The organism is Pseudomonadales bacterium (assembly GCA_024234615.1).
In the GTDB taxonomy this organism is placed as follows: Bacteria; Pseudomonadota; Gammaproteobacteria; order Pseudomonadales; family IMCC2047; genus JAJFKB01.
Window position 1 is genome coordinate 180,476 of the sequence record JACKNY010000002.1, and the last position, 12,382, is coordinate 192,857.

Here is a 12,382-nt window from a genome sequence, read left to right on the forward strand (position 1 = left end):
TTTTCCACTGTCTTCATCTCCTAAGCTATTGATCTAGAATCAATAAATACTCGTCTTACCTTGCTAAATCGTTGCTTTATCGCCTCATTCAACTCAGCACTTAACGCTTCAACCCGACCTACTGGAATATCCCCACAGTAATCAACACTGATATTCACCAAAATAAAATCCGGGCCCATGTGCATGGTCAAAACTTCCCCTACCTTATTAACTTCAGCATAACCGCTAACTAGCATGCGAATTCCTGAAACCACCTCATTTCTTGCGCTTTCACCAATCAGCAGCCCTTTTGTTTCAAATGCCAACCAGAAAGCGACCGCCGTCAAGATCAAACCAATAATGACAGAAGCAATGCCATCAAAATAGAGGATGCCCGTCACCTGGGTTAGCCAGACACCAACGAAAGCCACGACCAGCCCTAACATCGCCGCGCTATCTTCAAATAATACAACAAACAGAGTCGGATCTTTACCACTATGAATCGCGCCGATAAAACTACGATCGCCTTTGGTTTTCTTAAACTCAGTGAATGCAAAATACCAGGCAACGCCTTCAAACAATAACGCCAAACTCAGCACTACATAGTTGATTAATACACTCTTGATGGGCTCTGGGTGCAGAATATGGTGCACCCCTTCATAAATTGAAATCCCCGCACCTAACGCGAAAACCAGCAATGCAACCACGAAACTCCAAAAGTAGATTTCTTTACCATAACCAAAGGGGAACTGTTCATCGGCCGGTTGTTTCGCACGCTTTAAGCCGTAGAGCAACAAACCCTGATTGCCGGTATCAACCAGAGAGTGAATCCCCTCCGACATCATGGCGGAGCTACCCGTAATAACAGCTGCGATAAACTTAGTTATGGCAATCAGCGAGTTGCCCGCTAACGCTGCAAAGATTACTTTTTTTGAGGAGGCATCCATTATTTGATCACTAGCCCACTTTATCTGTTTTAACCTATTCGGAGATAAATCCTTTATCAGGAAAACGATTCAAATTGCTTGGTCAATAGCATATTGATCCGATCACGCATATTCTCAAGCTCTGATGCGGTATAGGGCACTAAGGGTACTTTCCCCCAAATCGGACCCGGCCAAGCAGCATCATTTTTATAGCGGACAATATGGTGTAAATGCAGCTGCGGCACCTGATTACCCAAAGCAGCTACGTTCATTTTATCGGCGTTAAAGCCATGGTCCAACTGTCGCGACAGGTAACTGGACTCCCATATCAACTGTCGTTGATCATCTTCCGACAGCTGAAATATTTCCCGAACTCCCTCACGGCGGGGCACCAGGATAAACCAAGGGTAATTGCTGTCTTTACAGAGCAATAAGCGTGACAAAGGGAAATCACCCAAAATAACGCTGTCCTGCAGCAATTGGGGCGCGACTTCAAACATTTTGAACACCTCCGATATTTGTGCCTGCTAACAATGACATTAGCCGGAAAACTATTTCTTCGAGTTTCAGAGCAATGTACCATCCCCCACTGATGAATACCAAGAGCAACACAAGCAAATTCCAGACGGGCTTCTTATCCGGCCTGAATAAGATCGATGGCGCTGACTGGAATCGACTGACGGGGGTTGATTACCCCTTCCTACGTTACGAGTTCCTAGCTGCCCTGGAAAGCAGCGGTTGCGTTAGCGAGAAAACCGGGTGGCAACCACATCACCTGGTGGTTTATCAAGCAAAGCAGCTAGTCGCTCTTATGCCGCTCTATATCAAGACTCATTCCTACGGTGAATACGTTTTTGATTGGGCCTGGGCCGACGCCTACCACCGTCATGGTGTTCCATACTATCCAAAATTATTGACCGCTATACCCTTCACGCCAGCAACCGGTTCACGCTTATGCGTTGCACCCAGCCAAAATGATGCGGAGATTTCACAGCTGGCGGTTGAAAAAATCAAACAACTTGCGGCGACCAAAGGCTATTCCTCTTGGCATTTACTCTTTCCCCGCAAAAGTGAGTTTGAGCAATTATTCCAGCACAACTTATCTGCTCGCAGCGGCTGTCAATACCACTGGAAAAACCGTGATTATGCCAATTTCGATGATTTTCTCGCACACCTCAGCTCGCGTAAACGCAAAAATATTAAGCGCGAACGACGCCGCGTCGCGGAACAGGGTATTACACTTGCCAGAATACCCGGCACTGAAATCACCCAGCCACAACTGCAAACATTCTATGACTTCTATCAGTCCACCTATTACAAGCGAGGACAACAGGGCTATCTTAATCTGGCGTTTTTTGAAAAAATTCTAGCGGCAATGCCTGATCAATTACTATTGGTTATGGCCTACCATGATAATCACCCCATTGCCGCCGCGCTCTGTCTCAGCAGTAGCGACACCCTGTATGGCCGTTACTGGGGTTGTCTCGAAGAGTATGAATGCCTACATTTCGAGGCCTGTTATTATCAGGGAATAGAGTATTGCATCGAACAGGGCATCCAAAAATTTGACCCCGGCGCACAGGGTGAACACAAAATCTCCCGTGGCTTTGAACCCACTACCACCCATTCCTTACATTGGATTGCTCACTCCGGATTTCGCGCGGCGATTGACGATTTTCTAAAGCGAGAACAAAGAGGCGTCAAAGACTATATTGAGCAAGCATCTCAGCTTTTGCCGTTTAAGAGAAGTTCCTATTAAGGGAACAAGACAGTGGGTTTAACACTATAAAGGATCAGAGCCCTTTAATACGACCTGGTCACTGATAATAATACTTTTGATCCGTTGATAGTCCTCGTCATTACAATCAATACCGTATTGCTTTTTGAGCTGATAGTCAGTCAAGCAATAATGGCTCGTCGGCACCACACCTCGCAGCTTTAAACAGTGCTTCACACACGCAAGTTCACAGCCATCAATAGCAATGATGTCACGCTTTGCCTGGGCTTTTTTAACCAGTGATTTAACACCGCCGCCAACGCCTGCAATACAAGACATTTCAGCCTGTTTGTTGCGATCTAACTCAACCGCAATACGGTTTGCTAGCTGCGCAATATTTGAGCAGCCTGAGCAGGAGTAGATAAGGGGTAGTTTTTTGGTTTTCGTCATAGTGCCTTGTAAAAAGTTATTTATCTCTCAGAATTAGCTTCGTCAAACAGTTTTCGGCCCACGGAACAAATCAATCTGAATCTAGCTCCAACCGGATCCAGGTTATCCGTATTTCCGTTGGCCAGCCTTGACCTCGATAGTTAATTTGTCATCCGCAGTAGTCGTCGGATAAGTCGCCTGGTCTCGGCTAAAACCGACCAGATAGAGCAAACGTTATCATGATTTGAATATCGTATAACCAAATATAACACGTGATAAATCCGTGCGGTCGAAAAAAGCTCACACACAAACGGCTTTTCAGGCGGAGCCTCATTATATATCTGAACTGATCGTTTTAATATTCACAGCGCTGCCGCTCTGCAAACCTTTCTATTACGAATATTCCACAGGCTGATTAACTTGGCCCTCAGCAGTGTACAATATTTTACTATCGGCTAAACTGCCACCTCACCAGATAACCCCATTACCGTTAATCATGCCCTTTTTCCAACCCAAATCCGTTTTACAGTTGGTTATCCTTGGCTTTTTACTCGCCATAGCACCGCTATGCCTGGCTATTTTATATACAATACAAACCCTTGGAGAGCTATCTGAAAAGAACCGGGTTGTCAGTGCTCAGGTGATCGCGATGACCCGGCACGGCCAGGATTTGCAAAGGGATTTGTTAGATTTAGAGCGCCGCACCCACCAGTACTTAACACTGAAAAACACCGAATTGCTGGCGCTATTCCAGCGCGAACGACAAGCAATTTTGGATCGCCTCCACAGTCTGCAACAACTTATCGGTGAAGACCAAAACATTATTGCCGATCTGCAATCACAGATTTCAACACTCGCGCCCCTTGATACCGAGCAAATTATCACTCAGTTTAAATCCATCGTTAACCTCAGCACAGCCTTGGGCGATTGGCTACAGACGGATGTAGATCGACGCGTTTCCGCCCATGCCGCCGAAGCCGACAACATCAAAGATTCTCTGTTAGTGATGGTTTTTGTCATGGCCCTAGCCACATTAACGTTGATGCTGCTTTCTTCCTACTGGATTAACAGGCCAATTCAACGCATTCTCAGCGAGATAAAGTCCTTGGGCGGTGGTGACCTATCACGCCGCATTGACATTAGCGGCCCTCAAGAGGTCAAGGTATTAGGGCAGGAATTGGAATGGCTGCGGGGTCGTTTGCATGAAATCGATCAGCAGAAGTTACAGTTCTTACGACATATTTCCCATGAGCTAAAGACGCCATTAGCAAATCTGCGTGAGGGCACTGATCTGCTGGCGGAACAGGTTACCGGCACATTATCAACCAGACAACAGGAAATTGTCACGATCGTCCAGCAAAATGGTATCGAGTTACAGCGTCTGATTGAAAACCTGCTGGACTATAATCAGCTCCCCTTGCAAAGCCTTACTCCCGAACTCATTCAACTGCAAGCGCTCGGCCAGCAATTGCTGGGCAACTATGAAATCCGCATCGAAAGTAAAGAACTCACTGTCAGCTGTGATTGGCAGGCCGCAACCTGGTTCGCCGACCGCGAAAAACTTAAAATCTGTCTCGATAATCTGATCTCCAATGCCGTTAACTACACCCCTCACCGAGGCTGCATTGAAATCTCATGCACAGAGCAGAACAACTGTCTGGTGATTGAGGTCGCTAATTCCGGCACGGCAATACCCGCAGAGGAAATCCCGCATTTGTTCGAACCATTTTATCAGGGCAGTTCAATCAGACATGGACCAATTAAAGGTTCCGGCATCGGCTTGAGCCTAGCACTAGAGTGCATGCAGGCACAGGGTGGTCGTCTTGCTCTGGTAAAACACCCTAGATTAGCGGTATGCTTTCGGTTGATATGTCCCTCCTTAAATCATTAACACTCTGTATCATGCTGTCGCTGCTATCCGGCTGTGAGCTACTACCTGCACAAAGCAGTGCAGCCTTGGAGCAACCCTTGCCTATCACCGAACTACACGATCTCAATGACTGGCTTAACATCAGCACTGCGGTGAGCAAATTATCGGCGGATATGGCCGCGACGAAACTGAGTCAGCTGGCCAAGCCGGAAGCGGGTGATGAGTTATTTTATTACGGGGCACTTAACCAGCAATTGAACCATCGTGAAGGTTGGATTCAAGCACGCGACGCTTTTCGGAAGCTTTCTTTGGATACCACCATAGAGCCCAATTTGAGAGAGCTCGCCCGTATCATGGAGGCACATAATCAGGCACTGATTAACTGGCATGCGCGCCATACCCACTTACAAAAGGAATTGGCAGAGAGCGTACTCGACAGGGAATTACTGGAACGTAAAATTGAAGCATTAACCCAGCTGGAGGCAACTATCAGCAACCGCAAACAACAAAGCACCGCGCCCGAGCCTCCCGCAACTAACGAATAGAGACCGCTTAACGTGCCCCACAGCATACTCCTGGTAGATGACGACCCCGACCTACTACGCCTACTAACGATCCGGTTGGAGGCGGAAGGGTTTATCGTGCATAGCTGTCAATCTGGAGAAACCGCATTACCGATGCTACGCAACCACCGCATCGACTTAGTGGTAACAGACCTTCGCATGAGCGGCATGGACGGTATGGAGCTATTCGAACAGATTCGTCATTTTTTTCCTGGTTTACCGGTTATTATACTGTCCGCACAAGGCACCATTCCGGAGGCAGTTACAGCAACGCAACAGGGTGTTTTTGAATTTCTGACCAAACCAGTCGATAAAAAACGGCTGTTTGTTGCGATCAAATCTGCACTACAACATAGCGGAGCTCGTCAACAGGAAAGAACCGAAATTTGGCGCTCTCATATCATTAGTCGCAGTACTGCAATTGAGGACTTACTCAGTCAAGTTCGACAGATTTGCAGCCTCGAGGTCAGTGTGCTGATTACCGGAGAAAGTGGGACAGGCAAAGAACTATTTGCCCGCGCTATTCATCAGGCTGGGAGTTATCAGAACGGCCCTTTCGTGCCTATTAATTGCGGGGCTTTGCCAGAACAACTGCTGGAATCCGAACTATTTGGCCATGTCAAAGGTGCATTTACCGGTGCAATTAAAGATCATCAAGGCCTGTTCCTCGCTGCTGAAGGCGGTACGCTCTTCCTCGATGAAATTGCCGACATGCCAGTTAGCCTACAGGTGAAGCTATTACGTGCGCTACAGGAAAGGCAGATTCGTCCGATTGGTAGCAATCAACATTTTCCAGTCAACGTGCGTATTGTCTCCGCTACCAACCGAAATATCGAGCAAGCGATGAAAGAAGGTTTATTTCGTGAGGATCTGTTTTATCGACTCAATGTAGTCAACTTACACCTGCCCCGTTTAACAGAACGCGCGGAGGATATACCCTTACTCGCCCTGCACTTTCTAACAAAAGCAGACGCGGGCGCTAAAAGGGTCACCAGCTTCTCCCCAGCAGCACTCGACCTAATGGTAAAAGCCGCTTGGCCAGGCAATGTGCGACAATTGGAAAATGTGGTGCAACAAACCGCCGCCTTCTCAACATCCCCGGTTATATCTGAAGAACTGGTACGTCGAGCTCTCGCTGTAGACGATGGCTATTTCCCCAGCCTCGACCAGGCCCGTCAACAGTTCGAACACGACTACCTACTCAAACTACTGAGAATCACCAATGGCTCTGTGAGCGACGCCGCCAGACTGGCCCAGCGCAACCGCACTGATTTTTATAAACTGTTAAAACGTCATAACATTCAACCTGGATCGTTTAAGCAGGAACAGTAGTAGCACCCTAATTCTCCTTGTCGCTATTTAGCGACAGCATAACAAGCTGATTTTTAAATCGTTTCTTTGACTCTCATAGTTATTCGTCGCAAAATGGAGACAGATTTTGCCGCAGGATGCCTGCTTTTTCGAACGTTCTCCCAAAGTACAACATGGAAGTCTTTGATATAACAAAATAATTCCATGCTGGCATGCTTTTTGTATTCAATATTAATTGATCAATATCACCACTACCCAGTGGTCGATATTCACTATGGGCTTTAGGTTAACTCGAGGGTTGCATGCAGGTTGTTTATGAATTTACTACAGATCCCCAATTACTTGAGCAATATTACCAGCTACGTGAGCAATGCTATCGAGAAGAACTAAAGCTGCCTGACTTCAACGGTGCCGAAGAACCAGCGGATCGAAATGGCCGCATCCTCATCGCCAGAAACGGTGACCTTTGCCTCGGTGGTGCCAGAATCACTTCCGGCACATCAGACGAAAGTATGAGCCTGTCTTTAAATGATTTAATGCCTGAGTTGGGTCTGCAGAAGGGCCCCTACTGTATGTGGGAACGACTATCACTTTCCAAAGAACTCCGGGAATATAACTGCCAAAAAGAGTTTTGTGCGCACTTAGTCAATGCATCATGGAATCTAGGTTATGACTATGCCTTTATGGTCAGCTCAATCCGTAACGCGCGTTTTTATAGACTCTGCCATTCGGTTTTGGATGTCACTTACCGCATTTTCAATCAGGTGAAATGCACTCCAAAAGGGACTTTTTCTCAGCTTGAACATGTGCTGTCAGCGGCACACCTTAGTCCGGTAGCCTTTGGCAAGCACTCTTGGGATTGGCGCCAGCATCAAACAAACCGCCCACTTCCCTATGGGGTAGCGGCTTAATCCCCTCCTAATAAGTAACTATTAACCCGTCTTATTAAAACCACAATACTGGGGCTATGTGCTTTATATATCAACCAGTTAAGCTAATAGACAATTTTCTACCCAAGAAAATACCATACGATGGGGCAAATGCTAGGAAAATGATCGCTTAATCCACTCTAACAAGCGATTATTCGCAGGCATCGTATGATCCGCTAGAAGAGACAAACCCGCAGCCTCAGCCAACTCACTCACCCACTCAAAATCTCGAATAGCGCTTTTAGGATTTTGCAGGAAAAGCCATTCATTAAAGCGAGCATTACTTTGGCTGGTAAATTTTCCGCCGTAATTAAACGGCCCATAGACGCAAAGGCGACCGCCATCTAGCAACGTCTCTGCAACACCCTGAAAAAACTGTTCGACCTCCGCTGCTCCCATGATGTGCAGACTGTTGGCGGTATAGATAGCATCCGTAGGTGCTATTGGCCAGGGCTGCATACGTACATCCAAAACCATAGGAGGTCGAATATTGGCTAATTTTGCCTCATCCAGCCAAAGTTGCACACCTGCCAAATTTTCTGCCAAGTCCGTTGGCTGCCAGCTTACTTGAGGTAGGTGCTCAGCAAAATAAACGGCATGCTGACCAGTGCCGCTGCCGATTTCTAAAACTGTTTCGACTTCGGCAAAGGCGTTTTTTAACACCGCAAGAATTGGCCTTTTATTATTTTCACAGGCCTGAGAGCAAGGTTTATTCATCTGCGATTTCGTTACCCCTCATGTCACCGATACCACGCTAGATGCCCAATATTAACATAGTCTCTGGAATATCCGTGCGGTGCACCTTACAATGCGTTATTTTCCATATAACTCAAGGCAAAATCTGTTAATGCGCAGCACTCATTTCCTCATCAACACCCTAAAAGAAACGCCAGCCGATGCGGTGGTTGTCAGTCATCAGCTAATGCTTCGCGCCGGTATGATCCGCAAACTGGCTTCCGGACTTTATACTTGGCAGCCATTAGGTTTGCGCGTTCTCCGAAAAGTTGAAAAAATTATTCGCGAGGAAATGGATCGAGCCGGAGCACTGGAGGTGTTGATGCCTGCTGTACAGCCTGCCGAACTTTGGCAGGAATCAGGCCGTTGGGAACAGTTTGGCCCCGAGCTGTTGCGAATGCACGACCGTCATCAACGTGAGTTTTGCTTAGGCCCAACCCATGAGGAAGTGATCACCGATTTGGCACGCAATGAATTACAAAGCTATAAACAACTGCCGGTGAACTACTATCAGATTCAAACCAAATTCCGCGATGAGGTTAGACCGCGCTTCGGCGTCATGCGCTCACGTGAATTCATCATGAAAGATGCCTATTCCTTCCACATGGACGACACCAGCCTGCAACAAACCTATGATGCGATGTATCAGGCCTATACCAATATTTTCACCCGCATGGGCCTCGATTTTCGTGCCGTGCAAGCCGACTCTGGCAGCATTGGCGGCAGTCAATCCCAAGAGTTTCACGTCCTGGCCGAGTCCGGCGAAGACCTCATCGCCTTTAGCGACACCAGTAACTACGCAGCCAATATTGAAATGGCCGAAGCGTTAATGCCTACAATTACGAGAGCTAAGGCGACCAGCGCATTAGCAACTATTGATACGCCTAATCAACACAGTATCGATGAAGTAGCTGACTTCTTGAACATTGAGACCAATCAGGTACTCAAAACCCTGCTGGTTGAGGGTGAGCCCAGCGAGGAGAATGCGTCGCCGTTGGTGGCGCTAGTTTTACGAGGTGATCACACACTGAATGAGTTAAAGGCCGAAAAATTAGCGCTGATCAAATCCCCTCTCGCCTTCGCCAGCGACGAACAAATTAAAGCCGCCGTAGGTTGCAGTGCCGGATCAATTGGCCCGGTTGGCCTCTCTATACCCATCATTGCCGATCGTAGCGCCAGCCTGATGGCCGACTTTATCTGCGGTGCGAACCAAAACGGTCAGCACCTGAACGGGGTGAACTGGGATCGAGACGCGAGTTTCGACCAAATAGCCGATATTCGAAATGTCGAGGAAGGCGATCCCAGCCCGGACGGACAAGGTAAATTGATCTTCAAACGCGGTATTGAAGCCGGCCATATTTTCCAGCTGGGGAAAAAATACGCAGAGGAGATGAACGCCAAGGTGCTGGACGAAAACGGTAAGACCCAGGTTATGACGATGGGCTGTTATGGCATTGGTGTCACCCGTGTAGTGGCCGCTGCCATCGAGCAGAACAATGATGACAAGGGTATTATCTGGCCTCAGGCGCTGGCACCATTCCAGGTCGGCATTGTGGCACTAAACTATGATAAATCGGAACTGGTACGCGAAACAGCGGATCAACTCTATCAGGTCTTAACCGCTCAGGGCATAGAGGTGCTATTGGATGATCGTGATAAAAAAACCAGCCCTGGCGTGAAGATGGCGGAAATGGAGCTGATTGGAATACCGCATCGACTGGTGGTTGGCGAACGAGGTCTCAAAGAAGGTTTGGTAGAATATCAGCGACGTCGAGACTTAAGCCGTGAGGACGTGACTATCGAAAGGGTGCTCGATTTTTTACAGGTGCGTTTAAACAACAGTTAGGAAACTTCTGTCTTAAGAAAATCAACCGGTATACCTAATTCTCAACTAAACTACAGAAAAGTAGAGAATCGAAGAATGTCAGCATATCGGATATTATTTTATTTAGCGCTTCTCACCTACTGCCTGGCGAACAACGCCCAGGCTCAGCAGGTTGATGACGAATTGCGCTCGCTGCTAAAACAAACCATTGAGGATGCAGACAGCTTCCAGGATCGCTTCGACGCTGAGGTCTGGCTAGTCGATATGTCCGCACGCCTTGACGACTTCATCCCGGATGGTCAAGAACGCCTAGCCTTATTACGGTTGGTGCACCGAGAAGCCACCCGCGCAGATATCAAACCTGAACTGGTTTTATCTGTCATCCAAATTGAAAGCCGTTTCGATAATTTCGCAATCTCCTCGGCCGGCGCACAGGGATTAATGCAGGTCATGCCCTTCTGGAAAGGTGAAATTGGCCGCCCTAAAGATAACCTGACGACTATCGAAACCAATTTACGCTACGGCTGCACTATCCTCAGTTATTATCTTAAAAAGGAAAAAGGTGATCTGATTCGTGCGCTGGCTCGCTACAACGGCAGTCTGGGCAAAACTAAATATCCCGAAAAAGTACTACTGGCCTGGGAAAGACGTTGGTTTACCAACAACTAGCCAGCAAGCTGCCATAATCAAATATGACACCAACAGCCGACACATCTTCTATTCAAGACTTCCTGTCTATTTGTTTTTATAACCAGTCACCATTGATCCAACCAAATTCTCACGCTGCTTCAAGCTGGACAGCAATACTCCAGCAATATGTAAGATGATTAAAAACAGTGAGCAATCCACAAAAAACTCGTGAATTTCTTCCCAGAACTCTTCCGCCTCTTCATCTTCATAGGCACCATGATTACGCTCATTCTTGTCTTCGTGCTCATCATGAGCTTTTTCCCGACTGATAACGCGTTTGCCACCTGTATCATCCGAAATAGCTGTTGGTTCAGGCACCATCGCCAATGGCCCATGTCCTTCTACACCATAGAGTTTGAGGCCACTAAACCCCGTTAATAGCAGGCTCGCTATTAACATCAACGTCATCCAACCCCCTGCTGGGTTATGCCCCTCATACTTATGTGTAGTGCCAGTAAAGAGCCCTTTGAGATAATCGTAAGCCTCTGCTGGGGGGCGTACAAAATCACCGAATCGCGCCCGTTTCGTCCCCACAAAACCCCATAAAATACGGGTCACCAATAACGCTAACACTGCATAGCCGGAATAAACATGAACCGTCTCATTTTCGTCACCAGTGAGATAGCTTATAACGAAAAGGAGCACTAAACTCCAATGGAAAATACGAATAAACGGATCCCACACATAAACTTTATCTTTCATGATATTTCCCCTGTACTGAATAAATCGATAGCATTAGGATGCTGGATCGAGCTACTCCTGTCATCGGGCAAATGTATGTAGCGGAACGCGTTAGTACATATGTCCTATACTAAAGAACCTTAGATTAATATTGCTGCAGAATTCAATTGACCATACGCCATTTCACTAAAGAGAAATATCTGATTCTGTTACTCGCCTTTATCATAGTTGCGAGCGGACTCGATTTGATTACTGATTTATCACATGGCATTGGTCTCGATCATATTCTCAAAGAAACAGCGGTATTTGTTCTTTCCAGCATCGCCATCATTTGCCTGATATTCGGATTAAAAAAGCAAACTCAAGAAATCAATGCCTTGAAACAAGAGCTAGTTGAAGCGAAAAATATCGCTAAAAACGCTAACGAAAATGTTCTCGTTACTCGTAGAGAATTGAGCAAAGTGATCGCTCAGCAGTTTTCAGACTGGGATTTTACTGAAAGCGAACAGGAAGTGGCTTGGCTATTACTTAAAGGGCTAAGCCTTAAAGAAATTGCAGCATTACGAAATACAGCGGAAAAAACTGTGCGACAACAGGCCTCAACTTTATATCGAAAAGCAGCTGTTACCGGACGGCATTCATTCGCCGCTTGGTTTATTGAGGACTTGCTGTGATATTCATCGCTGACCATAACCAGATCAGCTATTGTAGGGGTATTATTTGATTT

At 46.9% G+C, this 12,382-nt stretch carries 13 protein-coding genes; 8 read left to right on the forward strand and 5 right to left on the reverse strand.

Annotated features, from left to right (window positions below; translation table 11 throughout):
- Nucleotides 1-20 precede the first annotated feature (20 nt).
- Both H6995_09995 and H6995_10000 read right to left on the reverse strand, forming a co-directional pair.
- Nucleotides 21-926 carry a cation transporter gene (locus H6995_09995; GenBank protein ID MCP5215326.1) on the reverse strand — a complete coding sequence of 302 codons (906 nt, stop codon included), beginning with the start codon at nt 924-926 and terminating at the stop codon, nt 21-23.
- Nucleotides 927-982: 56 nt separating this feature from the next.
- Nucleotides 983-1,405 (reverse strand): HIT domain-containing protein, encoded by a 423-nt coding sequence (locus H6995_10000; GenBank protein MCP5215327.1) that lies wholly within the window; start codon nt 1,403-1,405, stop codon nt 983-985.
- A gap of 92 nt (nt 1,406-1,497) precedes the next feature.
- On the opposite strand from H6995_10000, the gene H6995_10005 reads away from it, so the two are divergent.
- Nucleotides 1,498-2,664, forward strand: coding sequence for an N-acetyltransferase (locus H6995_10005; GenBank protein ID MCP5215328.1), 1,167 nt, complete (start codon nt 1,498-1,500; stop codon nt 2,662-2,664).
- 24 nt (nt 2,665-2,688) lie between these two features.
- Here the strand turns inward: H6995_10005 and H6995_10010 are convergent, their stop codons facing one another.
- A complete protein-coding gene (locus H6995_10010; GenBank protein MCP5215329.1) occupies nt 2,689-3,072 on the reverse strand; it encodes a zinc-binding protein in 384 nt (127 codons plus the stop codon).
- Between the two features lie 412 nt (nt 3,073-3,484).
- On the opposite strand from H6995_10010, the gene H6995_10015 reads away from it, so the two are divergent.
- The 4 genes from H6995_10015 to H6995_10030 all read left to right on the forward strand — a co-directional run bounded on the left by H6995_10015 (nt 3,485) and on the right by H6995_10030 (nt 7,706).
- Nucleotides 3,485-4,942, forward strand: a complete 1,458-nt coding sequence (locus H6995_10015; protein ID MCP5215330.1) for a HAMP domain-containing histidine kinase — start codon at nt 3,485-3,487, stop codon at nt 4,940-4,942.
- On the forward strand, nt 4,921-5,466 hold the full coding sequence (locus tag H6995_10020) for a hypothetical protein (GenBank protein ID MCP5215331.1): 546 nt from the start codon (nt 4,921-4,923) through the stop codon (nt 5,464-5,466). The genes H6995_10015 and H6995_10020 overlap by 22 nt, the downstream gene beginning before the upstream one ends.
- 12 nt (nt 5,467-5,478) lie before the next feature.
- On the forward strand, nt 5,479-6,816 hold the full coding sequence (locus tag H6995_10025; protein ID MCP5215332.1) for a sigma 54-interacting transcriptional regulator: 1,338 nt from the start codon (nt 5,479-5,481) through the stop codon (nt 6,814-6,816).
- 281 nt (nt 6,817-7,097) lie between these two features.
- Entirely contained in the window at nt 7,098-7,706 is a 609-nt protein-coding gene (locus tag H6995_10030; GenBank protein MCP5215333.1) for a hypothetical protein, read from the forward strand.
- A gap of 132 nt (nt 7,707-7,838) precedes the next feature.
- Here the strand turns inward: H6995_10030 and H6995_10035 are convergent, their stop codons facing one another.
- Nucleotides 7,839-8,441, reverse strand: a complete 603-nt coding sequence (locus H6995_10035; protein MCP5215334.1) for a DUF938 domain-containing protein — start codon at nt 8,439-8,441, stop codon at nt 7,839-7,841.
- Nucleotides 8,442-8,571: 130 nt separating this feature from the next.
- Between H6995_10035 and H6995_10040 the strand changes: the two genes are divergently transcribed.
- Both H6995_10040 and H6995_10045 read left to right on the forward strand, forming a co-directional pair.
- Nucleotides 8,572-10,305, forward strand: coding sequence for a proline--tRNA ligase (locus H6995_10040; GenBank protein MCP5215335.1), 1,734 nt, complete (start codon nt 8,572-8,574; stop codon nt 10,303-10,305).
- 75 nt (nt 10,306-10,380) lie between these two features.
- A complete protein-coding gene (locus H6995_10045; GenBank protein ID MCP5215336.1) occupies nt 10,381-10,953 on the forward strand; it encodes a transglycosylase SLT domain-containing protein in 573 nt (190 codons plus the stop codon).
- Between the two features lie 66 nt (nt 10,954-11,019).
- On the opposite strand, the gene H6995_10050 is transcribed toward H6995_10045, so the two are convergent.
- Nucleotides 11,020-11,676, reverse strand: a complete 657-nt coding sequence (locus tag H6995_10050; GenBank protein ID MCP5215337.1) for a cytochrome b/b6 domain-containing protein — start codon at nt 11,674-11,676, stop codon at nt 11,020-11,022.
- Between the two features lie 146 nt (nt 11,677-11,822).
- Here H6995_10050 and H6995_10055 point away from each other — a divergent pair, with 146 nt between their 5' ends.
- Entirely contained in the window at nt 11,823-12,329 is a 507-nt protein-coding gene (locus tag H6995_10055; GenBank protein ID MCP5215338.1) for a DNA-binding response regulator, read from the forward strand.
- The last annotated feature ends 53 nt before the right edge of the window (nt 12,330-12,382 follow it).